Below are 23,504 nucleotides of genomic sequence, written 5' to 3' on the forward strand. Positions count from 1 at the left end.
GATTTCGACACAATAGACCGTCGGAATTTTGAGAGGTATAACTGGCTCGGCATCGAATATCCATTCGGAGACGAAAGTAATGAGCTTTGCTGATTCTGTAGTTAAGGCGGTGGGTCCATGGCGAAAAACTTTGAGGACGCGTCGTCTTAAACCATTTCTCGGTATTGTCGAGGAAGTTTTTCGGGAACGAGGGGAGGTGCAAATTATTGATGTTGGCGGGACACGCAACTACTGGAATCTGGTCCCGCCCGAAGTGATGGAACAGTACAACATCTTTGTCACTGTCATTAATTTCAAATCTGAATCATTCGAGCCTACTTCGCGGATCCAATTCATCCAGGGAGACGGATGCAGTTTACCCGACTTTGGTGATAAGAAATTCGACATCGTTCATTCGAACTCGGTGATTGAACACGTTGGAACATGGAAGAACATGACTCAGTACGCTAACGAGGTGCGCCGCATCGCTCCTCGTTACTGGGTTCAGACCCCCTACTTCTGGTTCCCGATCGAACCGCACAACATGACTCCGTTCTATCACTGGCTCCCCTTTTCCCTCCGTGTCAAATTGAATATGCGTTTCAATCTCGGGAACTGGACTCGCAGCAAGACGATTGATAATGCCGTCCGGACAGCAGAAAGCTCTCGACTGCTCGACTGTGCGATGTTGAAAGAGCTTTTTCCGGATGCCAAACGCCGGGTTGAACGCGTGATGCTGCTGCCGAAGTCGATCATCATGGTCAGGTAGCAGGTCGAGGTGTTAGAGCGGAAAATCCCGGAACAAGCCGAGTGTTCGCAGGACTCCAGGGTGCCACCTGTGGCAAGTGCCTCCGAAATGGCGACAGCAGCGGCTCACGAGGAAGCCGCTGCTGTTCTGCTTCCCGGTAGAATGCGCCAGGGGAACTTTGACACGCGTGTCAAAGTTCTCTTCCGAAGTGATCGGGCTCTTGTGACACGTGGTACACAGTCGGCGGAGGCATCCTTCCAGCTGAGATTGGAAGAGAATGTGCAGAGCTTATCGCTGTGTGTTGCTTGAAAACACTCCCACACAATTCTGATGACCGGTGTAACGGGGAAGTTCCCGAAGGCGACCGGAAGGCTACGGAATTAGAGGTTACCTTGGCATCGCAGGGTACTCGCTGAGTATACTCCGGGTCGCAGGCTCTCCAGAGAGAGGTCTTTCGCCACAGGTGCCTCAATTTCGAAGGCTTTATGGATACTTTTGCCGAAGATTCATCATACGTCGTACGCTACGGAGTGACTCGGATTCTGGGCGAATTTACGGCCCGGGGATTCGCTCCGATCCCGCGTGGAACGGCTGTCATTGTTCGCAGTGATCGCGGCCATGAATGGGGAACCGTGCTGAGCACGGCCACCGAGCAAACGCGGACGTACCTGGGATCGTCCGACGCGCACGGACGAATTATCAGGCTGGCCTCTCCGGAAGACGAGGCCGAGCGCGATCAAAAAATCCAGGCCGAGAAAGACGCATTCGCCGGCTGCCTGGAACTGATCAATGAAAGAAACATGCAAATGCAGCTCGTCGATGCCGAACTCGTCATCGGCGGTGAGCGGCTGATTTTCTACTATGTGTCAGAACAGCGGGTCGACTTTCGAGATCTCGTCAAAGGGCTGGCTAAGCGATTTCATGTCCGGATCGAGATGCGGCAGATCGGCATCCGAGATGAAGCAAAACTTCTGGCCGATTACGGTGACTGCGGGCAACCGGTCTGCTGCAATACGTTTCTGCGTGAGATGCCCCCCGTCTCGATGAAGATGGCCAAGCTTCAGAAAGCCACTCTCGATCCATCCAAGATTTCGGGGCGTTGTGGTCGTCTGAAGTGCTGCCTGCGGTACGAATACGACACCTACGAAGAGCATCGCAAGGAATTACCCCCGGTCGGTGCAACGGTCATCACCAAGCAAGGAACGGGACGGGTTATCGGCGTGGAACTGCTGGCTCAGAAGCTGGTGATTCAGTACGAAGGCCAGCGGCAAATCATCTCGGATGCAAAGGACGTGCTGACTGTTGTCAGTACCAAGTCACAAAAGAAGCCCGTTGCCCCCGTCGAAAAGACCGCGACTGACACGACGGGAAACGACGATGCGCCGAGTTCCCGCCCGCGGCGTGAAAACAAGCCGCGCCAGGACAATCGCCCGAATCCGCGACCTCGGCGAAATGCGGGTGAAGGCGAATCAGAGAATCGACGGGATGAACCCGCATCCGAGCCGTCCCCTGATGCTGATTTAGGGTAGACTTGCCAACCATGTCAAATGCTGCGCCGACTCCCCAATCGGATCGTTCACCTCACCCGAATCTGCTTGCCTCGCGTATCGCGCTCGCAGTGCTGCTGATCTATTGGGTCGCCCTTTTCTACGGTACGCATACCCGAGTTCCAAAGGGGCTGCTTCCCAAGGATTCCGACAAGCTGATTCACTTCTGGGCGTACGCAGGATTGGGAATTCTGTTAATGTCCTACCGATCCACGCAAAGAGCCTGTACGTGGCTCAGTGTCGCCGGTTGCTGGCTTCTGCTCGCCCTGTACGGAGCATTCGACGAACTGACTCAGCCGCTGGTCAATCGGAATGCGGACCTGGCCGACTGGTACTGTGACATTGCCGGTGCACTGGTTGGGCTGGCGATGGTCAAGCTCGCTGTTCGGTACTGTCAGGCTCGGTCCCCCTCGCAATTACAAGAACCATGATCTTTTCAATGTAAGGCAGCCAATGATGTCAGAAGAGCCTCTGATCGCTGTGTTTGTGGATTTCGAAAATCTGGCGATTGGAGTCCGGCATATGAAGACAGGGGCGTTTCAGATTCAACTGATTCTGAAACGATTGCTGGAAAAAGGAAGAATCGTTCACAAGCGGGCTTACTGCGACTGGAGTAACTACCGCGACGCTGTGCGCGAGTTTCATGCTCAGGGGATCGAGCTGATCGATATTCCGCAGAGTAAGATGAGTGGGAAGAACAGCGCCGATATTCGGATGGTCGTCGACGCGATCGACCTCTGTTACGCCAAACAGCACATCGACGTGTTTGCACTGATTTCTGGGGACAGTGATTTTTCGCCCCTGGTGTCGAAGCTGAAAGAAAACAACAAACGGGTGCTCGGGTGCGGTGTGAAGAGCTCAACCTCTGACCTGTTGATCGCCAACTGCGACGAGTTCATTTACTACGACGATCTGATTCGCGTTGCGCGGAAACCCGTGGTTGTTCCGAAACCGGGAGCCTCTCAGGAAGACAAGACTCTCGAAGACAAAACGCAAGAGGCTTTCGATCGGACGATCGAAGTCTTGAATTCGCTGGAACTCGACTACGATCCGCCGATCTGGGGATCCATGCTCAAGCAGGCAATCAAGCGAGTTCATCCCGGTTTTAACGAAGGCTATTACGGATACGGAAGCTTCTCGGATCTGCTGCACGATATCGAAGATGCCGGACTGATCGAACTCGACTTTGATGAGAAGCGTGGCAACTATCAGATTCGCACCAAGAAGGTAGTGAAAAAGAAATGACCGATTCGATCGTTGGCCCCATGATCGACCTTCGCAGCGATACCGTCACCAAACCGACTGCGGCAATGCGCGCCGTGATTGCTGCTGCGGAAGTGGGTGACGACATGACAGGGGAAGACCCCACCGTCAATCGACTCGAAAAGATGGTCGCGAAACTCCTGGACAAAGAAGCGGCCGTCTACAACTGCTCGGGAACCCAGTCCAATCAGATGGCGATTCGAGCCCACTGTCAGCAGGGGGATGAAATCCTGATTGCGGAATCGGGACATATCGTCAATTTCGAAGCGGGGGGAGCGGCCGCGCTCAGCGGCGTGACGGCTCGCTGTCTGCCAGGAAAAGGTGGCCTGCTCGACGTTCAAGATCTGGAGGGGAAGGTTCGGGCTGATAACCAGCACTGCTGCATTACCCGGCTGGTCTGCGTTGAGAATACTACCAACCTAGGGGGAGGACGCGTCTGGCCCCTCGAACAGATGACTCGCGTCAGCGAGTGGTCGCGCTCTCAGGGGTTGAAAGTCCACCTCGACGGGGCTCGCCTGTTCAATGCGACGATTGCTGGGGTGTATACCGCCCGTGAATTCGCGCGGCATGCTGATACCGTCTCGATCTGCTTTTCCAAAGGGCTGGGATGCCCCATGGGATCGATTCTCGTGGGGGACGCGGCGACGATCCGTCTGGCGCGGCGCGCCCGAAAGCTGTTCGGCGGTGCCTTGCGACAAGCAGGGATGATGGCGGCTGCAGCAATTTATGCGCTTGAGAATCACGTCGAGCGACTGCGGGAAGACCACGACAATGCGCGTGCCTTCGCCGAACTGATCGCGGGGATCGATGGGATCCGACTCAACGTGGAGGAAGTCGAATCGAACCTCGTTTTCTTCACCATCGATCCAGAACTGGGGACCGCGGCGCAACTGTCGGCTCGCCTGCTGGAACGAGGTGTGCGCATCAATCCGATGGGATCACATCAACTGCGAGCCTGCACGCATCTTGATGTGGACAGGATGCAGGTTCTGGAGGCAGCAGCAGCCGTTCGAGACTGTGTTCAGCAGGGATTCTCTGATGTAGCGCGAACTTCCAGTGGTCCTTATGCATCCCGTTGAGTCGTCCAGTTCAACGGTGAATTCGGCTGTTGAATGTGATCGAGAACCTGCACAACAATTTCCGTCACTGGGGAGCCCGTCATCGCAGGATCACTGATGGACTCTGGGGATGTGGTGAAAGTCCACCGGTCATCTTGCGTTTGATCTTACGTTGCAGGGGCAACGAACTTATTCCGCAGGTTGCTGAAGTCTCAAATGGTGAAGCTGGGTATCTCGCACGACAGCCAGTTCCAGCGCTGCGTCGACCGGAATCCGGGTGAGAAATCGATGCAGGTCATCAATGCTCGAGACAAGGCGATCATTGACCGACACGATGAGATCGCCTGGCTGAATGCCGCTTCGGCCAGCCACACCCCGCGGATCGATTTCCATGACCTGTACAGCCAGGTCCGAGACAAGGTCCAGGTCGAGTACCTGAGCGCGGGGCAGTTGTACGACTGCGGCAGCGATCCCCAATTGGCGTCTTCGTACTCGACCGTGCTGGAGAAACTCTCCGGCCACCCACTGGACGGTATTGCTGGGAACGGCGAATCCGATCCCTTGGGCGAAGGCAATAATCGCTGTATTGACGCCGACGACGCGTCCTCGAGAATCAATCAGAGGTCCTCCGGAGTTTCCGGGATTGATGGGGGCCGCGTGCTGAATGATGTTGTCGATCAATCGCCCGTCACCGGCGCGCATACTCCGTCCGACACCGCTCACAACGCCGGTTGAGACGGTGGATTGGAGTCCCAGTGGGCTTCCCATCGCGATGACGAGTTGTCCGACACGAAGCTGTTGCGAATCACCGAATTGCACATAGGGAAGGTCTCGACCCGACAGTCTCACCAGTGCGAGATCCGTGGAGGGATCATCTCCCACGACGTCGCAGTCCAACCGGTCACCATCGGTCGTGAGCGCAATCAATTTCGATCGATTTCCGACGACATGGCTGTTCGTAATGGCCAGTCCGTCCGGCGAAACGATAAACCCCGACCCCTGCCCTCCCTCGCGAGACCCTGCGCGGCCCGCCAGGGAAATGACAGCAGGTGACACGGTGTCGACGACATGCATCACAGCACGGGAATATGCATCCAGTACATCAGTTTCATCCTGCGAGGGCGCGGGTGTCCGGGAATGCGGGCGGCTGGACTCGGGTCGGTCGTCGTGATCTGCGGTAAAAAGAAAGTTCCATGATGGATCGTACATGTTCAGCATGTCTCCCGCCGGTGAGGCCGGCTACGTCACACATTCGAGCGTTGATGTGATTTTGAAATCTGCGAAATTATACGGCTGTCCATATAGCGGTCCATCGGCAGTCACAGTCGGTGATCTTGCAGGGCTGACTTTCCTGTTGCAGACGCCTAAAATAGATCAGCCCGCCCTCAATGACCCTGCCGAACAGAAGCCAAATTCTCTGCGTTGATTCGACTCCACTGGTGAACTGTGCCCATGCTTTCGATCTCCCTTCCGTCTCACAGCTCTGCCAAATGCCTTTGCCTCATGCTGCTGATGGTTTTTGGAGGAATGCTCAGCGTCGCTCCAGTCCTCGCAGGCGAGTCAGGACTGACGGGGGAAGCCATTTATCAGCAGAAGTGCGGCTCGTGCCACGGTGCTCAAGGGGAAGGCAAAACGGCGGAATATCCGCATCCTCTTGTCGGCGACCGCTCGATCGGAGAACTGGCGGAGTACATCAGCCGTACGATGCCTGAAGACAATCCTGGAACGTGTACGGGCGAAGAAGCCCAGCGCGTGGCGGAGTTTATCCATGAGGCTTTTTATTCGGCCACGGCCCAGGCGAGAAACAAGCCGGCCCGCATTGAACTGTCTCGATTGACCGTACGTCAGTATCGCAATGTGATGGCTGACCTGATGTCAGAGTTTTTGGCGAAGGGATCCGCAGACCGTCGCGAAGGCCTTTGTGCGGACTACCACAAGGGCCGCAATGTCTGGGCGGATGACAAAGTGATTGATCGACTCGATCCCCAGATTGCTTTCGACTTTCAAGACAAAAGCCCCGATGCCGATGCGCCAGATGGTCCGAAAATGGAACCCTATGAGTTCAGCATTAAATGGCATGGCTCGGTCTACGCTCCAGAAACAGGCGACTACCAGTTCACCGTTCGCACCGACCAGTCGATGCGATTCTATCTGAACGATTTCCGGCAACCGCTGGTCGACGCACATGTGAAATCCGGATCCGATACCGTCTACAGCAATACGATTTACCTCATCGGGGGCCGCTACTATCCTCTGCGGCTAGAGTTCTCAAAAGCCTCTCAAGGGGTCCAGGATGACAAGGTCAAGCAGCGTCCGCCGGCACCGGCGTCCGTGTTTCTTGAGTGGAAACGACCTGACCATCTCGAAGAAGTGGTTCCGTCGCGATTTCTGATCGCGGGAATGGCTGCTCCCGTCTTTGTCGTTAGCACTCCGTTTCCGCCGGACGATCGCAGTCTGGGCTGGGAGCGGGCGACGACGATCTCGAAAGATTGGGACGAGGCAGCAACCGAAGCCGCGTTTGAGGTGGCAAGTTATGTGACGACTCATCACACCTCACTTGCAGGGGTCGAGAAGGATGCGCCCGACTATCCGGCAAAACTGAAAGCGTTCTGTGAGCGATTCGTGGAACTGGCGTTTCGCCGGCCGCTCACTCCAGAGCAGCGAGAGCTGTACATTGAACGCCAGTTCGCCGGGACTCCTGATCTCGAAGCAGCTTTGAACCGGGTGGTGCTCCTCACGCTGAAGTCGCCTCGCTTCCTGTACCGTGAAATTGGGGGATCGCCCGATCAGGTCGATGATCCGTATCACGTCGCCTCGCGAATCTCATTCGGTATGTGGGACTCGCTGCCGGACCGCCCTCTGCTGGATGCGGCGTCCCGTGGGGAACTTAAGACCCGAGAACAGATCATCGCTCAGGCCGAGAGAATGGTGAGCGACGATCGGACGACTTCCAAGTTACGCGAGTTTTTTCTGCGTTGGCTGAAAGTCGATCGTGGAGCAGATCTCAGCAAGGATCCGGTCGCCTATGGAGACTTCAACGAAACGCTCGCAAATGATCTGCGCACATCCCTGGAACTGTTCCTGGATGACGTTCTGACGAGTGAAACCGCAGATTTTCGTGCTCTGCTGCTGTCTGAAGAGCTTTATCTGAACGGTCGGCTGGCGAAGTTTTATGGTGCGGATCTGGCCGAAGACGCCCCGTTCCAGAAGACGTCTCTCGAACCGGGAGAGCGAGCCGGCGTGCTGTCGCATCCGTACATGATGACCGGATTCGCCTACACCGCCACAAGTTCGCCCATTCATCGCGGAGTCTTCGTCTCACGCAGCGTGCTGGGACGAACACTGAGACCACCTCCGGAAGCCGTGACACCGCTGGCTCCTCAATTGCAACCGGACCTGACGACTCGGGATCGGGTCGCACTGCAGACAAGTCCCGAAAACTGTCTGTCGTGTCACTCCCTGATCAATCCATTGGGGTTCACGATGGAAAAGTTCGACGCTGTGGGACGGTTTCGGAAAGTGGAAAACGGCAAGCCGATCGATGCCACAGGATCGTACCGAACTCGCCAGGGTGATACAGTACAGTTCTCTGATGTGACGGACCTGGCGCGGTTTCTGGCAGACAGTTCGGAAACACACGGAGCAATCGTTGAACAACTGTTTCATGGCATGGTCAAGCAACCGATCCAGGCCTATGGAACCGACGTGAAAGAGTCGTTGCGAGAGGCCTTTACCAAAGACAATTTTCACATTCGACGGTTGCTCGTTCAGATCATCGCAACTTCCGCATTGACGGCCGCCGATGTCAAAACAGAGACTGTCGGAGACCTCAATGGGTCATCTCCCCGTTAAGTGGGCAGCGGGTCATCTTGCGGGCACAATATTCGGTTTAAAATGCCTGGCGATCGGGCAACCTTTTCGAGAAACGTCACATCGAGAAGCACGGTTGTGGAAACCGTGTTGACTGTAAAGAAGGGAAGATCATGGCTCATCAATCCCGGCGCGAGTTTCTTCGGGACCTTGGCCTGAGTGCTGCCGCACTGCCATTCGTACTGAACCTGCCGAGTCTCGGATTTGCAAATCAATCCGCCCGCAAGCAACGACTCGTCATCATTTTCAGTCCCAACGGTGTCGTCCCGCCGACATTCTGGCCTGATGAAGAAGGCTCTGAGTTCACGCTGAAGGAAAGTCTGACGCCGCTTCAACCCTTCAAGGATCGCCTGCTGACGCTGCACGGCGTCTGTGACCGCGTCAAAGGGGACGGCGACAGTCACATGCGCGGCATCGGTTGCTTGCTGACTGGTGTCGAACTTTTCCCCGGTAACATTCAAGGGGGCTCGGATACCCCTGCGGGATGGTCGAGCGGTCTTTCGATCGATCAGGAAATCAAGAACTTTCTGCAGGCGAATCCGGCAACACGGACACGCTTTGGCTCGATGGAATTCGGTGTGCTGGTACCGGATTGGGCGGATACATGGACACGCATGTCCTACGCAGGTCCGAATAAGCCAAACACGCCCATCGATAACCCCTACCAGATGTTCTCGAAGATGTACGGACGGATGAAGGGGCAGGAGAATCTGAAGAGCATCCTGGATGATCTTCAGGGGGACCTGAAGACTCTTGCTGCCTCGGTAAATCACGAGGATCGTCAACTGCTTGAAGAGCAAACGACGTTCGTCCGGGAAATGGAACGAGAACTGAGTGCCTCGAAGGCAGACGACGTCGGGCACGCGGTCCCCCAACTGGAGCCAGGGGTCAAAGAAGACGCGGAAAACATGCCTCGACTGAGCAAGATGCAGATCGAGTTGATGGTGAACAGCTTCGCTTCCGATTTCACCCGCGTTGCGACCTTGCAGTACACCAACTCGGTCGGCGATCAGAAAATGAAGTTCCTCGGTGTCGACGAAGGACACCATGAATTGTCACACAACGGTGACGATGATGAGAAATCACAAGAAAAACTGACGCGCATTAACAAGTGGTACGCCGAACAAGTGGCTTACCTGGCGAAGCGGTTGGCCGAAACTCCGGAACCGGGTGGCAGTGGCTCGCTGCTCGACAACACTCTGATCGTCTGGACGAATGAACTCGGCAAGGGCAACACGCACACGTTAGACGACATCCCATTTGTGCTTGTCGGCAACGGCCTCGACTTCAAGATGGGGCGATCGCTGAAGTTCGGTGGTACTCCGCACAATCGACTACTGATGTCGCTTGCTCATGGGTTTGGTCACCGAATCGATCGATTTGGAAATCCCGACTTCTGCGGTCAAGGTATCCTGTCGAATCTGACGTAATCCATTGAGCTCACCCAGTCTCAGCGGTTTTCGCTGTGCTCCTGGGAAGGCTCTCACTCAGGCACCGTTGGATGCCGCCCCTATGGGGGGCGAAACTGTTCCCTTTCCTCCACCGCTGCGAACTTTCGCGACGCGGTCCAGGAAAGGGAAATTTCGTTGGTGCGTCATGATTTTGTCCTGTTACGACCGGCGCGGCACAGCAGCTTACGATGGTGACGGACGAACTTGAGGTGCTGGCAATCCATCGTTGCTGGGAAGACCGCCGACGGCAGTCCGCGTCGCGTCCTGTTCCGCTGCAAACCGGTCGGCTGCAGACTTGTTTTGGCATTCATGGGTTGTCCAGTCTCGCTGTTCAAAACCGCGTCTTGCTAAAATTGCCGATTCTCGACTACAGTGCCGATGTCCACCAGTCCGGCGAAAGGATTTCGACCGGCAGGGGGCGGTATTCATATTGACAAGGGCGGATGCACGGATGCTGAATCGTCTGCGACGTTGGTTGAGTCCTGACCTGGCCATTGATTTGGGTACGGCGAACACGCTCGTAGCCATTCAGGGCGAAGGAGTGGTCCTGGACGAACCTTCTGTTGTGGCTCTGCAGCATGGCACGCGAAAGGTTCTGGGACGCGGTACGGCCGTCGGAAAGCTGGCGAAGCAGATGCTCGGTCGCACGCCAGACTCGATCACCGCCGTCCGTCCGATTCAAGATGGCGTCATTACCGATTTTGAACTGTGCGAGGCAATGCTTCGCTACTTCATCCAGAAGGCCGCTCGAACCACTCCCGGATTCAAACCGAATGTTGTGATCTCGGTTCCGGGGAGCATTACGAACGTCGAAAAGCGTGCTGTTTTCAACAGTGCGGAACGTGCCGGTGCCGGACGCGTCTATCTGATCAACGAATCCAAAGCGGCGAGTATTGGTGCGGGTCTGCCCATCTCTGAACCTCTTGCCAGTATGATCTGCGACATCGGTGGTGGGACTACAGAGGTCGCTGTATTGAGTCTGGCAGAAATTGTCGCCAGCAAATCACTGCGCGTCGCCGGAGACGAAATTGATCAGGCGATTGTGGAGTACATGAAACAGCATTTCGCGCTGCGAATTGGTGACCAGTCGGCAGAGCAGCTCAAAATCAAAATCGGGTGTGCATACCCGCTGAATCAGGAACAAACCTGCGAAGTCCGTGGGCTGGATATCGTGAGCGGTGTTCCTCGCAAAGCCATGGTAACCAGCGAGCAGGTGAGAGACGCCCTGCGAGGTCCGCTCGATGCCATCCTGGGCTGCGTGAAGTCCGTCATTGAACAATGTGATCCCGAACTGGTTGCAGACCTCTCTGATACAGGAATGGTCCTGTCGGGGGGCGGAGCACTTCTGCCGGGGCTGCCGCTTTATTTTCAAGAGCACCTGGGGATTCCGGTGCGGGTCGCAGATGACCCGCTGCGAACGGTCGTCCGTGGTGCGGCGATTTGCATTGAACATCTTTCGCAGTGGAAAGAGGGGCTTGAAACAAACGATCGGAACTTGTGACGAACAGGGATTTCTGCCCTCGTGACCGGCCGAGTCGCACAGTCGGCTCTCCTCACGAGCAGGAAGCTCTCGCGATTCGGAGTTTGTCAGCGCGGGAGTCCATTTTCGTCGACGTGAGACATCGATCTCGGAATGCATCCTAACACACGTCCTGAAACCTCAACGAGAATTGCTGCTGGCCATGGCAACTCGATCCGTAATGACATGCTGCTGTCTGTTGCTGACGGGAATCGGTCTCTATTTCGCTCCCGAGGGGCTGACGACCGTTGTTCGGGCACGAGTGATGGATGTACTTCGCCCCGCATTTGTTGCAGTGAATCACGCAGCGAACAGTCTTGGTTTGAGGCCGTTCGATCCATCCGCTGGAGCGGGTGACCGAGCAGAGGGGCCGCTGGTGGCCAAACTGACGGAAGAACTGGATGACGAGAGAGCCAACAATCGGGCTCTACAACTTCGATTGGCGCAACTGACCGAACGACTGGCCGCAGAGGACGAAATCTATTCGGCCATCAACCAGACGAAGCGTTTGGTCTCCCCCGCACTGACCGAAGTCGCTGTGCTGGGTGATGTTGTCGCTGAGCAGTGGCGTGCTGGAAAGTTCCTGGCCCAGGGGGCGAATCAGGGGCTGCGCGAAAACGAACTCGTCATTTCCAATCGAAAGCCCCTGCGCCCGCTCGTCGACGGGGGCGAGGATTTTGGCATCTCGGCTGAGGACAAAATGCTCTTGGGACGCTGCGTGATTGGGAAGATCGAAACCGTCGGGCAATGGACCAGCACATTCCAACTGGTGACGGATTCTCGCTACCGCGGACGTGCTCAACTGATCCGGGAAACGGATTCGGGGTTCGTGTTTGAAGCCCAGGGAATCCTGAAGGGACAGGGGGGGCCTCTGTGCAAACTGGAAGGGATTCCAGCCGAGAAATCTGTTCGACTTAATGACGCTGTCTACACAGCAGACCGCGACGGCGTTGTCCCCACGCCGTTCTACTACGGTCGTGTCGTGGAGGCTGAACTGGGACCAGACGACCATGAATGGACTGTCCTTGTTCGCCCTGCTCCGCTCCCCGCGCAACTCACGACGGTTCAGGTCTTACGGATCGAGGCCAACCCGGAACGATTGGTGGTGAGATGATGACCCGGTTCGCTGTGACGGCCGCATTGGTCTCGCTGGCCCTCGTGCTGCAGTCGACCATCGCCCCCATTCTGGGCTGGGAACAAGTGCGGCCATGGTTCCCCGGAATGGTGCTGGTGGCGTCGGTATTCCTCAATCAGGGGACGGCGGGAATTCTGTGGGCCGCCCTGCTGGGACTGGGCGTCGATTCGCTTTCGAGTGAACGGGTCGGTGTGCAACTCGCCATCGCGACCGTGATCGCCAGTCTGTTGACAGTGGCGCTCGAAGAGACACCCTCTCGGGGGACTGTGATCTATTCGATCTTTGTCATTGTCTCCACATTCCTGTGGCGAAGTCTGAACGTCCTGACGCAGGCGTGGCTGGTCGGAGAGTTGGTTGACCCGATGCGCGTGCTCATTCTCGCATCCGGCGATGCGTCCTATACGACGGCCATCGTACTGTTCTTGACGACTGCTTATCGTCTGGTTCGCAGAATGATCCGCCGCCAGGAATCGCGATCGACATTCTCGCTGAATAACCAATGGTCGATGCTGACCCGATTTGAACGTTGACGTTGTCGTGCTGATTGTGGGAACTCTTGAGCACATGATGCTGAATCGACCCGTATCCTTTTCCGAGAGAGACGACGCAGCGGCCGATCGGGGCTTCAACCCTGACCGGGATCCGCGAATTCGACTGGTTGTACTGTGGATTGGGATGCTGCTGCCCGTACTGGTCGTCACAGGTCGTGTGGCTCAACTCCAACTGAGCCTCCGCGAAGATTTCGCTGCGGCCTTCTCGTTAACGACAGAGACACTGGAAGACATTCCAGCACGAGATGGCCGAATTCTCGCGGCGGATGGCAGTATTCTGGCGGGCGATGCCGAGACGTACGACCTGGCGGTCTACTATCCGGCATTGAAGAATCCCCCAGACGAGAAGTGGGTCGCCGACCAGTCCAGGATGCGTCTCAGCAAGACGGATCGCAAGGATCAGGCGAAGGTCGAGGAACAGAAAGCAAAGATTCTCGCTGAGAGAGAAGTCGCCTGGCAAAAGATTGCTGAGCTGACCGATCGATCTCTGGATGAGATCAACGAGGCGCGCGAGAGAGAGCAGCAGCGGGTCGAGCGAATCAAAGAGTCGGTCTATCGAAGGCAACTGCAGCGCTCTGAAGCGGCAGGCGAAATGCAGCCGAAAAGTGAAGAAAAATCACCGTCCGTCGTCTATTCAATCTGGGATCAGCTACAGCAGGCACTTTCGGAACCGCCGGAACGAGATCGCGGTCCTCAACCCGTCAAGGAAGAGTTCGAATACCACACAGTCATCTCCGGAATTGATGCAGAGAGCCGGGCAGAAATTGAAGCTCATCCTGAGCGCTATCCCTACACGCAGATCATTGTCCATCGGCGGCGGCACTATCCAGCAGGTGAGCTGGCTTCTCACGTCATTGGGATTCGAAAACCGCTGACGGACGAGCAACTGGCAAAACGCAAAGAGCGATTTCCTGACGGCGACCCCCAGGATTATCGGCTCGGTGATCCCTGCGGATTGAGTGGGCTCGAACTAAGTTATGATTCCCTGCTGAAAGGGGTACGTGGTCAACGAGCGCTCGTCAAGAACCGTCGCGGTGAAATAGTCGAAACGCGTGTTGTCCGCCTGCCTCAGCACGGCCGTGACCTTGTGCTGACGCTGGATGCCGATGTCCAGCGACGCGCAGAACAACTGCTGGATGAGGCACTCGCCAAGGTCACCATCAAAGGAACAGTCGATCCGGAAACGAGTCAGGGGCAGTTTCGGGATCCGACTTGTCCGCAGGGAGGAGCTCTTGTTGCTCTGGATGTGCAGACCGGTGCGATCCTGGCCGCCGCAGCGGCACCGAGATTTGACTTGAACCTGTTGATCACACCTGACGCGGCGCAATGGGATGAAGTGAAATCTGATCCTCGCAGCCCTTTCCTGTCACGTGTGACGCAAATGGCATTGCCGCCAGGCTCGGTATTCAAGATCGTGTCCGCCGTGGCCGCGATCGAGAGTGGAAAAATGCCTCCTTTATCGCAATTCCATTGTCAGGGGTTTCTTGATCGCCCCGATCGAAATCGCTGTCTTCCCTTCCGGCACAGCGGTGTCGGTCATGGAGACGTGAGTCTTGCCGATGCCTTGTGCCGATCATGCAACGTTTATTTCTATACGGCCGCACGCAGGATGGGGCCACGCTCGCTGGTCGACTGGGCAAGGCGGTTTGGGGTCGGGCAGCCCACCGGGATTGATCTTCCGTCCGAATCAGCCGGACGACTCCCTGTCCCTGATGCACCGCTGGGGGTTGGGGAGGTTCAGGAAAAATGGAAACCCGGAACCACACTCGACCTGTCCATCGGACAGTCGTCGTTGATGATGACTCCTCTGCAGATGGCCCGGATCATGGCGGCCATTGCGAATGACGGTCACCTCGTGACCCCTCATTTTGCTGCGGACTCGGGGCCTGCGTCGATGGATGAGACGAGCTATCTCCGGAGTGCCATTCCCGCATCGCAGGCGCAACCGATCGAAGGCCTGCGGCGTGAGACGCTCGGCTATGTTCGTGAGGGGCTGACCATGGTCGTACATCATCCGCGAGGCACTGCTTATAAGACGGTCAGGATGAAGGAGATCACGATCGCCGGGAAGACGGGGACTGCAGAGACTAGCGGTGTCGATCACGCCTGGTTCGCGGGATACGCCCCTGCGGAACAGCCTCGCATCGCATTTGTGGTGGTGCTTCAGAACGGAGGAAGCGGGGGTGCTGTGGCAGGTCCTGTGGCTCATGACTTTTTGAAGACGCTGGTCGAACTGGGGCTGGTGACAAAGCCGTCATCCCTGCTGAGCGATCGGTCAGCAAGCCGTATCAGTTCGGAACACTCGGTTGATTGATTCGGGGTGTGCCAGCAAACGGAAAAAAATCCCTCGTTTTTGCGCTTCTTACAAAATGCGTACTACTGGAAAAGATGTGTTGACCCAGATGAAATTAGCCTCTATTGTTCGCCCGCTCGCTACGCATGTCGTTCAGCAAATCAAAGTTTTCTTGCGAATTGACGTCTGATAGCCACGTTGAGATTCCTTGACGAGGCGCGAACAGCAGATGAGTTGGTTAGTTCAAGTTCCTTACCGTAACTGAAATACCTCTACTCGTTTCAGCCCCCTGGCTGGACGGTATCGAAGACTGTGCACGGATGCTGATGTCTTCGATGACGAAGAGTAGATACGGGACGTCTCACATGGATGTGATTTGTCCCGTGAATATTGTGTGACCGATCGCCCCGGAAGCAACTGATGTCCTTCGCCCCCCTTGGACCGGTTGCTTCTGGGCTTTTTCGTTTCTGGCCCATTTTTCTGGCCCTCTTCTTTCCGGTGTGGTGGCTGGGAAACAGATGGAACGCAGCTGCCTCGAATTCCTCTCAACCTTTCGCCTGCCGCCCCTGCCCGTCTCCATGATCGAAATGCCATGCCTCTCAGCAGGGAACTCGCTCCTGTTCGGTGCGATCACGAAAAACGCGTCTTGTTTGAGACCGCGCATCACGTAGCCGGGACAGTTGCCCCCCCGGCGCACGAATACAGTGATCGAATAGAAGGGCGGCTTGGGAAGGCCGGTTCAGTGAACCGAATGGGTTTGGCGGAGGACGCGGCGAACTATTTCCACAGCGGATCTGAGATCAATTCAATGGTCACGCCCGCCTTGGCAGCCTCTTCTCGAACACCGCTGCCGACGATCGTCGCGACGTGATGGCCCGGGATTCGATAGCCCGCGTAGAAGTCGCGCAGCAGGTTGTCCGGACTTCCAAATGAATGCTGCCACCGAACGTAGAAGACGAGTCGCTTGTCGTCGCTGTGTGCAGCTAGCTTGGCAAAAGCCCGAGTCTGATCTGTAGTAGGAATGATGTCCCGGTACTTCGAATCGCCGACAAATGTTGCCGAGAATGGTGTTCCCGTGCTGGTGGAAGAGACGGAACCGTCTGGTTTGAGATGGACCACCGACTTACCTGGTGGCAGGTGATCGGGAATGCAATTTCCGACTGCTGTCGGAAAGACCTTCGAATTTGCGCTGCCGGCAGGGAGGCTTTCGTCGAGGACCTTCTGCAGAATCGATCCCCCGATTTTCTCGACTCCACTGTAGAACCCCAGTTGTCGCGGCCGGGGCGGTGCGTTACGAATCACCTTGGGAAGACTTCCTGTTTCATGTCCATATCGGAAACGGATGTAATCTGATTCGTTCTTCAAATTCTTCCCAGTGTACGTTTTCCATTTGGACTGATATTTACGCAATGTCTCTGGTGGTATCCCGGTGATGTCGACAGCATCGAGTGCTTCACGGAACGTGCCGACTGGTGGAGGCCCCACCGCGGGCGGGGTTGGTTGGTCAAGGACGACTGGCTGTGCGCCGCTTGCAGGTTCCTTGAGGTCTTTCAAAAGTTCGTCGACCCAATGGTCAATCGTCTTTGAATCGAGTCGCAATTCTTCCGGTGCGAATTTTGCGAGGCGGGCATCTTCTAATTGCAACCATGCCTCGACATCGCCTCGGGCGATCTGGTCGAGAACTCTTCGATATTCGGTGCCGCGATTGGCCGCCGGAAGTGTCTTCTCGAGTTCTTCCAGTGCAGCAAGATATTGATCCAGTTTCGCCGCATCCCCTTGCGCTCTCAGATAGATGACCGAAAATGTTTCGTGATGGATCGCCAGAAATGAGTCCATACGAGCCGAACTGGATGCAAGTGTCTTAAGATACTCTGTCGCCTGCAAACCGGCGGTCGTGTAGCTTTGTCGTGGCATTGAGCTGACGACCTTGGCGAACTTCGATTCACTCCCTTTGGGCACCAGCTTGATCAAGCTATCGATGACATCGGCGGACAATTTGCCAGGACCGCTGAGATTGGCGAATGCGACTGTCAATTCGTCAGTGTAGCCTCCGGCCAACCTCGCCCAGTTCTCGATCACCTCTGCTTTACGAAGAGTCGCGGCGATATCAGAATTGGCACTGAGCAGCTTCGCGGCGTCAGTCGCCTCGTTGAGTTCCAGCCGCTCGAGCCTCCTGGTGAGTCGTGCCACATCTTCTTCGGGCAGTCTGGATAATGCTCGCAGCAGCGCGTCCTCTTCGTTGAATGTCTTACTCGCTTTCGTCAGTATGCGAGCAAGTTGTTCGATTTTGGTCACCGCCCGTTCGCTTTCGGCCGCTTTGCCAATCAGGCCGATGATCTGAAGAATTCGAGCCAGCGACTGCATTCGTTCGGTAACCCCGACAGCATTCATTGCCGCTTTGATCGCTCCTGTTCCGATGAACCACGAGGCAATTTCCCAGATCAGCGCCCATTTGATCCGACGTTCAACAGCCGGGCCGACTCCCATGGCGGCTGCCCCTTTCAGAGCGCAAAGGATTTGCTCTCCGACCGATTGAAGTGCGGCGGTCACTTCTTTGGTGGCTTTTGTGTCGCCCCAGCGTGCAAGCTGAACAGTCACAATCATGCGGACGATCTGGTCAAGTCCTTCAAGCACTTTGTCCGGATGAGTGATCAGCATCAGCACGCCGTCGAATGCGCCGCCGATAAATCGAATAAAGCTGCGAGCGGCTTCATAAGCGTCATCGACGAACTCGATCGTCGGTTCCACACCCTGATCGGTAACACGTAGGCTCGGAAAGATCTGAATCAGCTTCGCTTCCAGTAGCAAAGCGAGCAATCGTTCGAAGGTCAGCGGTGCGGTACCTCCAAATTTCTTGCCTACCACGACCAGCAAAGACCACAGCTCGCTATCGAGATCGTCAAAAAGCTGATCCCAGAGTTTTGCGTCTTTTAACTTCTGAATCAGCAACTTGAGTTCGTTTTGATCTTCAACACTCTTGAAGATTTCAATGATCGCCTTTTCCTGAGGCTCACTCGTCCAGCTTCGAATCAGCGCCTCGATGTAACGTATCCGCGCGGTCGGTTTCAACAGGCTGAACGCCGTCTGATCCAACTCACCCAGCAAGTCAGCAGCCCGTTCCAGACTGTTACTGTCTCCACGAGACAGCATTTCGTCGATCTTCGAGAAAATTGCCGATTGGACCAGTCGTGGATCGATCGGTCCAAATGGACTTAACCTCTGATCCGGGTCGATCTCTGAGAGGAATGCGTCGAGCGCCTGCTGCGAGTGAAGTGTGAACTCGCCGTTTGCCAGGAAGACGGCTTCGACCTTGTATCCCCCGGTGAAGGAGTCGGTAATCGTGCGATGATGAGTGTATGTCCCTGGATATGTTGCAGAGGAAGTGGGGCGGGCATTCAAATCTTGCTGTGTCACTCGAGTCTCAAGAGCAGCGACGTAGTACAACTTGCCGTCAGATTTCGTCGCCCGGGAGACGAGCACCCAACTCGTCGTGGCGAAGAGAAGCTTCCCCCAGATGACGGCGTGCAGCATGTCGTTGCTGGTGGCATAGCGAGTCGACCGGACGTGAATGTATTTAGGACCTGGGACTGAGAGAACCGCCGCATCTTGAAATGGCGGCGGACTGCTGATGACCTTGTCGTCGGCTGGAAGCAATACTTCATCATCATGACGAAGTTCGACACTCTCCGGCTCACCTTTACGATCATAGCTGGGAACCGAATACGTGTCCTCCTGCGGTCCAAGTCGTGACTTCTGGAATACTTCCTGGAAGTTGAACGTCGTGCCTGCTGCAACGGATTCCATGATGGTGTCGTTGCGCGCAATCCGCCTGATTACCTGCTGGATGGCGCGAGTCGCTGCGTTCTCAATGCGGGCTCGTTCGTCAGCCGGAAGGGTTCCATTCCACTGGGCCCGAGCCGGAAGATGGTACACCTTCTTCACGATCGAATGCTCATAATTTCTAACCCGTGATTCTGACTGGCTGTTGATAAGGGGGGGACAGGTACTTCAAAGGATGCAAATTCCTCATTGAGATCCAGACGACTTCGGAGACAATTCCCATTTCTCCACAGGCTGCTCACAGGCAGTCTGGAGAATCCTGATGTGATGCGCCTTTGAATGAGTGTTAAGGAATCAGGCTGAAAATATTCCCCTGACGAACGTAGGTCAGGGCACCAAAACGCAAAGGCTCGGTCGGACTCGGTCGGGGTAGTTGAACGACGACGACGATCTGTTCGACGTGTGCACCCAGTGATGGTGATATCTTGACGATCGCCGCTGTCACCATCGCAGGATCCATATCCGAGTATGGCAACTGCACAAATATGGTTCCTCCAGAAGGAACTCCAGTAAGTGGAGCCGTCAGCTGGCTCGGTCGTCTCGTCGTATCCTTGGCTTTCTCAAGCACTGCATTTTCGACATCGGTCTGTGTTGGAAGCCGGACTTCAGTATCCTCAAGCAGTTGTCGTGCGGCAGCGCCTCTGCTTCCCGTTGACTTCGGTACAACTCTTCCCCGGGGAGCTGAAGAGACAGTTCGGATTTCAACTCGAGTGACAGTTCCATCGCCAAAATGGACGACGAGATCAGGAGTCCTTCCGGCGGAGGACGAGGGGATCACTTCGACACTTGCAACGCTGCGCCCCCCCAGGCCCTCATTCAGAATTCCCTCGATCGTGCGCAATTCGGCGGCTGCAGCACGCCCTTGCACCCGAAGCGAAGGATCGGCTGCTCGTCGGAAAGTTTCCTCAAGAGCGTTGTCTGGATCAAGAATTCGTCCTTGCCACCGTGCAATGTATTCACGGGCCCGCTGAGCGGGTGTTCGAGAAACAATGTTACCCACCACGGCGGCTTGCTCTGGTGAGGAATCGATCGCTTGTGCGACTTGACCTTCCGCTTGTGCAGTCTCATCGGCAAATTGCTCGATCGATTGTGACAGGTCATCCGGCAACCCAAGCTCGCGGCGTGCTTTCTGGGCGTCATCGAGAATTTTGTCTGCCTGGCTCTCAAGTGTCAGGGCCTGCTGATCAGCTCGAGCCGCTTCTTCGACCGATGAAACGATGGGAGCAGCATCCATTGCTTTCCGGGCATTTCTGAGACGTCTCAAGTTTCTGAACAGCCCCCAGCCGCCTCGTAGAAGCTGCGCCATATCGACGACTGCAAGTGCAATCTTGATTTTCTCTGTGGCTGCAAGGATCTTGGGCCCCCAGTTCGGGAACCATTTTCTGAGGTTCAGTTTGTTTTCTTCGGCGATCAGGACCGCAACTCGCGTAATCTGAATGGCGTACGAGGCAACCCGAGCAAGTGCCGTCTCAGCTCCAATCGGGGTGGCGACGGAAGCCAGGGTTCCAACGTCGCTGAGGAACTTGCGGATGCCGAGGTGCTGGAACGCGATGAGATCCTCGGCTGTCATAAGAATCTGCCGACCGCTGTCGTAGTCATGGACAATGACGGGCTGTTCTGGATCAAATTCAAGGCCGTCTGCCGTCATCAAGTTCAGACGCGTCTCGCCGTCGAGGTCCTTTATTTCGTCGTATTCCGGGTTCGAATAAAGTCCCCCGGCAATGCCCCCAAGATAGCGAATTCGAATCTTGCCTTTACTCGTTTTCTCGATCGCAAAAACAGAGGTCTGCTCGAAAAATCCCATCACATCATGCCAGGCCAGCACGATCGCATTTGCAATTTTTGCTGCTGCGGCATCGCCGCCACTTTGCACTTTCAGCCTGGAAAGCACTTCGTGAAGCTCAATGTTAGCGTCGCTATCGATCGCGTCGTCGAGTCGATCAATCAGAGGCTGACCATTCACGAGCGTTTCTCGCAGCCTTTTCACGATCTCCGGCGCCTGCTCCACAGGGACCTCGGACAGCAATCGAATGATCTCTTGCTGTTGGACATTTGACAGAAGGACTGAGCCTGCCAATTCCGAGATCAGCTTGATCGTTGCCTCGAGATTAACGAGTTTGGGCAGCACGCCGTTCACAACAGAGAGACGTACCGGTTCCTTGTAATTGAGGTTCTGAAACGCAACGTCGCTCATATCGAGTGCTACAGAGAACTCCATTCCTCCTCTGAAAGGGCGACCGTCGGGATAGAAGATGTCCCATGTTCGATTTGGGTCCGCAGCGTGTCCGGGCTTTGACTTGGGGCGACGCAGCTCGTACTTCCCTTCCCCGCCAAAGCGTGTGGCTACGCCAGTGATTGTTCCATTGTGTGCTTTGCCGCCAACCGTCAGAAATCGAACACGATGAGAAGCCGTATCGAGCACAATCTCCTGGATTGAGGCAGGAGTAACACCTGCCATGATCTCCAGCGGATCCGTGATCTCAAAAGAGACACCATGTGGTTCGCCACGATTATCGTATGAGGGTAAGGCGTAGAGTTGCTGGTCGCGAAGGTCGCGGCTTTCCTCGTAGGGAGCTCGAACGACGTCTACGTCACCAGGCCGGCTGCTACTTTCCAAAGCTTGAGCAATCGTTCGCTCTGCGATCTCCAGACGGGCATTGAGTGTTGAACTTAGCCGGTCGCACAGTTCCTCGAGCTGAGCGTCTGTCGGCCGGCCCGTGATCGTAATCTTGATCGGAATATGGCAATTGATGACAGACACGGTGTACCTACGATCCTGATCGCTCCAGTGCGTCGCCAAGTTTTTCCCAGATTCGTGACTGGATCTCCTGGTGAGTCTGTTCGCTGAGATCACCGACGAGCACAATTTCGATTGGAAAGTAATAGTTGACCACTGTCGCTTCTGGTCCCGTAGCCGATTGAAGGACTGCCTGAGAACCTGCTGCAGGGAAGATGAACTCCCCTTTGTGCACAATCGCCAGACCGGTTTCTTTGATCTCGACGCCGCTCGGCGGGGGGGATTGATTCGTCATGGATTGTCTGCAGTGCAGCCTCCTGCGAAACATGTTCTTGATCGAACTTCATCAAAGGAATTGAGGGGCCGTGTCGGGCCATGTGTAACGACAAGCGAGTCTTCACTCGGGCACGTTGAAGCTGGGCAGTGCTGAGGTCTTTCCATTGCAGAAAGATTCCTGAGACGGCGGATTCGTCGTTCAATAGGTTTATTCCACAAGACAGACAAGGGAGACTATCTCAACACGATTGCACAGGTGAGGCCTCCTGTAACGCGACCATTCGGATTGATGTGTGTCAGATGGAATATCGTGGCATCTCCCGGGCGGCCACCGGTTAAGTCGGATTGCAGTTCAAAGTACGTCTGCTGACCCGGTGCCAATTCGATATCTGCCTCGTAGGTGGGACTGCGTTGTCCAAACATCAATTGCCAAACTTGTTCGAATGGCCCGTGATCGACCAGTTTCGAGTTGTCGCGCGTCGTCGGCACTTCAAAATCGTCGAATCTCACAGAGAACTTTGCAGGAGGAGTTCTGCCAATACGTCTGAACCCTTCGACCGCGCGCAAGGCCGGCATCAGGGCTTCGATGACCTTGCGACTTGGATTCAAATCCGCAACGACTCGCACCGTCGCCTTTTGAGAATCCTCCTGGTTGTTGTTCCCAGTCCAGAACCGGAGAATCGAGAAAGGTTCGTTAAACGCTGCGGCAGCGATCGTGACATTTCGCTGTGCCGCGTGCCGATCACCCACAACATGAAAGCAGTCCGGTTCTGGCGAGAGAGAATCAGGGTAGCAGCGGGCGATGAGGCATCGATGACCGGGTCCGTCCGGATCCGTTGCGCTGCCGTTCGGTGTCCACTTGATGATTTTTCCGACGTCAGATAACCGTCTGGTCTGACCCGCTTGAATCTCGGGGTTAGTCTCCGTGCGCATGATCGTTTGCGCAATCAACTTGGCGTTGGGTCCGGGCCCCAGGTTGAGACCGGGGTTGCAGACGTAGACTTCAACGACAATCGCCGCCGTGCCGTCTGGAAGTGGTGACTGGCTTCGGTGGACCGTGACATCAATCGTGTTCTGAACACTTCCGGCAGCCGTGTCGGTAAAGCCGTTCAGGTCGATGTCCGGGCTCAACCACCAGTTTGGCGAGGCTCCGTCATTGACCGTGATTGCGGTGTCGGCGGCAAGATTGGAATCGGGCTTTGTGTCATCGCAGGGCATCGGTAAATCCTTTCCTCAA

At 55.7% G+C, this 23,504-nt stretch carries 16 protein-coding genes; 11 read left to right on the plus strand and 5 right to left on the minus strand.

Annotation, left to right across the window (positions count from 1 at the left end; genetic code table 11):
• Window positions 1–196: 196 nt before the first annotated feature.
• The 5 genes from ACGY09_RS23290 to ACGY09_RS23310 all read left to right on the plus strand — a co-directional run bounded on the left by ACGY09_RS23290 (window position 197) and on the right by ACGY09_RS23310 (window position 4,616).
• A complete protein-coding gene (locus ACGY09_RS23290; RefSeq protein WP_373652578.1) occupies window positions 197–748 on the plus strand; it encodes a class I SAM-dependent methyltransferase in 552 nt (183 codons plus the stop codon).
• A 464-nt stretch (window positions 749–1,212) separates the two neighbouring features.
• Window positions 1,213–2,256 carry a stage 0 sporulation family protein gene (locus ACGY09_RS23295; protein WP_397569631.1) on the plus strand — a complete coding sequence of 348 codons (1,044 nt, stop codon included), beginning with the start codon at window positions 1,213–1,215 and terminating at the stop codon, window positions 2,254–2,256.
• A gap of 11 nt (window positions 2,257–2,267) precedes the next feature.
• On the plus strand, window positions 2,268–2,705 hold the full coding sequence (locus ACGY09_RS23300) for a VanZ family protein (protein ID WP_397569632.1): 438 nt from the start codon (window positions 2,268–2,270) through the stop codon (window positions 2,703–2,705).
• Between the two features lie 25 nt (window positions 2,706–2,730).
• On the plus strand, window positions 2,731–3,519 hold the full coding sequence (locus ACGY09_RS23305; RefSeq protein WP_373653798.1) for an NYN domain-containing protein: 789 nt from the start codon (window positions 2,731–2,733) through the stop codon (window positions 3,517–3,519).
• Window positions 3,516–4,616 carry a threonine aldolase family protein gene (locus ACGY09_RS23310; RefSeq protein ID WP_397569633.1) on the plus strand — a complete coding sequence of 367 codons (1,101 nt, stop codon included), beginning with the start codon at window positions 3,516–3,518 and terminating at the stop codon, window positions 4,614–4,616. Before ACGY09_RS23305 ends, ACGY09_RS23310 begins: the two co-directional genes overlap by 4 nt.
• A 168-nt stretch (window positions 4,617–4,784) precedes the next feature.
• Here the strand turns inward: ACGY09_RS23310 and ACGY09_RS23315 are convergent, their stop codons facing one another.
• Complete coding sequence (locus ACGY09_RS23315; RefSeq protein ID WP_373652574.1) at window positions 4,785–5,804, minus strand: S1C family serine protease; 1,020 nt, start codon at window positions 5,802–5,804, stop codon at window positions 4,785–4,787.
• Window positions 5,805–6,047: 243 nt separating this feature from the next.
• On the opposite strand from ACGY09_RS23315, the gene ACGY09_RS23320 reads away from it, so the two are divergent.
• The 6 genes from ACGY09_RS23320 to ACGY09_RS23345 all read left to right on the plus strand — a co-directional run bounded on the left by ACGY09_RS23320 (window position 6,048) and on the right by ACGY09_RS23345 (window position 15,435).
• Window positions 6,048–8,447 (plus strand): DUF1592 domain-containing protein, encoded by a 2,400-nt coding sequence (locus tag ACGY09_RS23320; protein ID WP_397569634.1) that lies wholly within the window; start codon window positions 6,048–6,050, stop codon window positions 8,445–8,447.
• A gap of 131 nt (window positions 8,448–8,578) precedes the next feature.
• Window positions 8,579–9,895 carry a DUF1552 domain-containing protein gene (locus tag ACGY09_RS23325; RefSeq protein ID WP_397569635.1) on the plus strand — a complete coding sequence of 439 codons (1,317 nt, stop codon included), beginning with the start codon at window positions 8,579–8,581 and terminating at the stop codon, window positions 9,893–9,895.
• A 472-nt stretch (window positions 9,896–10,367) separates the two neighbouring features.
• Window positions 10,368–11,417: a rod shape-determining protein gene (locus tag ACGY09_RS23330; protein ID WP_373652571.1), complete on the plus strand. Its 1,050-nt coding sequence runs from the start codon at window positions 10,368–10,370 to the stop codon at window positions 11,415–11,417.
• Between the two features lie 181 nt (window positions 11,418–11,598).
• Window positions 11,599–12,549 (plus strand): rod shape-determining protein MreC, encoded by a 951-nt coding sequence (locus tag ACGY09_RS23335; RefSeq protein WP_397569636.1) that lies wholly within the window; start codon window positions 11,599–11,601, stop codon window positions 12,547–12,549.
• A complete protein-coding gene (locus ACGY09_RS23340) occupies window positions 12,546–13,100 on the plus strand; it encodes a hypothetical protein (protein ID WP_397569637.1) in 555 nt (184 codons plus the stop codon). The genes ACGY09_RS23335 and ACGY09_RS23340 overlap by 4 nt, the downstream gene beginning before the upstream one ends.
• Window positions 13,090–15,435 (plus strand): peptidoglycan D,D-transpeptidase FtsI family protein, encoded by a 2,346-nt coding sequence (locus ACGY09_RS23345; protein ID WP_397569638.1) that lies wholly within the window; start codon window positions 13,090–13,092, stop codon window positions 15,433–15,435. The genes ACGY09_RS23340 and ACGY09_RS23345 overlap by 11 nt, the downstream gene beginning before the upstream one ends.
• Before the next feature lie 756 nt (window positions 15,436–16,191).
• On the opposite strand, the gene ACGY09_RS23350 is transcribed toward ACGY09_RS23345, so the two are convergent.
• The 4 genes from ACGY09_RS23350 to ACGY09_RS23365 all read right to left on the minus strand — a co-directional run bounded on the left by ACGY09_RS23350 (window position 16,192) and on the right by ACGY09_RS23365 (window position 23,485).
• On the minus strand, window positions 16,192–19,356 hold the full coding sequence (locus ACGY09_RS23350; protein WP_397569639.1) for a hypothetical protein: 3,165 nt from the start codon (window positions 19,354–19,356) through the stop codon (window positions 16,192–16,194).
• Window positions 19,357–19,540: 184 nt separating this feature from the next.
• Window positions 19,541–22,015, minus strand: a complete 2,475-nt coding sequence (locus ACGY09_RS23355) for a hypothetical protein (RefSeq protein WP_397569640.1) — start codon at window positions 22,013–22,015, stop codon at window positions 19,541–19,543.
• Window positions 22,016–22,022: 7 nt separating this feature from the next.
• Window positions 22,023–22,286: a hypothetical protein gene (locus ACGY09_RS23360; RefSeq protein WP_373652564.1), complete on the minus strand. Its 264-nt coding sequence runs from the start codon at window positions 22,284–22,286 to the stop codon at window positions 22,023–22,025.
• A gap of 215 nt (window positions 22,287–22,501) precedes the next feature.
• On the minus strand, window positions 22,502–23,485 hold the full coding sequence (locus ACGY09_RS23365; protein ID WP_373652563.1) for a hypothetical protein: 984 nt from the start codon (window positions 23,483–23,485) through the stop codon (window positions 22,502–22,504).
• Between the last annotated feature and the right edge of the window lie 19 nt (window positions 23,486–23,504).

Origin of the sequence: Schlesneria sphaerica (assembly GCF_044336245.1) — a bacterium.
Taxonomy (GTDB): domain Bacteria; phylum Planctomycetota; class Planctomycetia; order Planctomycetales; family Planctomycetaceae; genus Schlesneria; species Schlesneria sphaerica.

Bases quoted from the DNA above. Each gene is read 5' to 3' on its own strand.
- ACGY09_RS23315 (WP_373652574.1), bottom strand. From the start codon at position 5,804: ATGTACGATCCATCATGGAACTTTCTTTTTACCGCAGATCACGACGAC.
- ACGY09_RS23360 (WP_373652564.1), bottom strand. From the start codon at position 22,286: ATGACGAATCAATCCCCCCCGCCGAGCGGCGTCGAGATCAAAGAAACC.
- ACGY09_RS23305 (WP_373653798.1), top strand. From the start codon at position 2,731: ATGTCAGAAGAGCCTCTGATCGCTGTGTTTGTGGATTTCGAAAATCTG.
- ACGY09_RS23335 (WP_397569636.1), top strand. From the start codon at position 11,599: ATGGCAACTCGATCCGTAATGACATGCTGCTGTCTGTTGCTGACGGGA.
- ACGY09_RS23325 (WP_397569635.1), top strand. From the start codon at position 8,579: ATGGCTCATCAATCCCGGCGCGAGTTTCTTCGGGACCTTGGCCTGAGT.
- ACGY09_RS23365 (WP_373652563.1), bottom strand. From the start codon at position 23,485: ATGCCCTGCGATGACACAAAGCCCGATTCCAATCTTGCCGCCGACACC.
- ACGY09_RS23310 (WP_397569633.1), top strand. From the start codon at position 3,516: ATGACCGATTCGATCGTTGGCCCCATGATCGACCTTCGCAGCGATACC.
- ACGY09_RS23295 (WP_397569631.1), top strand. From the start codon at position 1,213: ATGGATACTTTTGCCGAAGATTCATCATACGTCGTACGCTACGGAGTG.
- ACGY09_RS23340 (WP_397569637.1), top strand. From the start codon at position 12,546: ATGATGACCCGGTTCGCTGTGACGGCCGCATTGGTCTCGCTGGCCCTC.
- ACGY09_RS23320 (WP_397569634.1), top strand. From the start codon at position 6,048: ATGCTTTCGATCTCCCTTCCGTCTCACAGCTCTGCCAAATGCCTTTGC.
- ACGY09_RS23330 (WP_373652571.1), top strand. From the start codon at position 10,368: ATGCTGAATCGTCTGCGACGTTGGTTGAGTCCTGACCTGGCCATTGAT.
- ACGY09_RS23300 (WP_397569632.1), top strand. From the start codon at position 2,268: ATGTCAAATGCTGCGCCGACTCCCCAATCGGATCGTTCACCTCACCCG.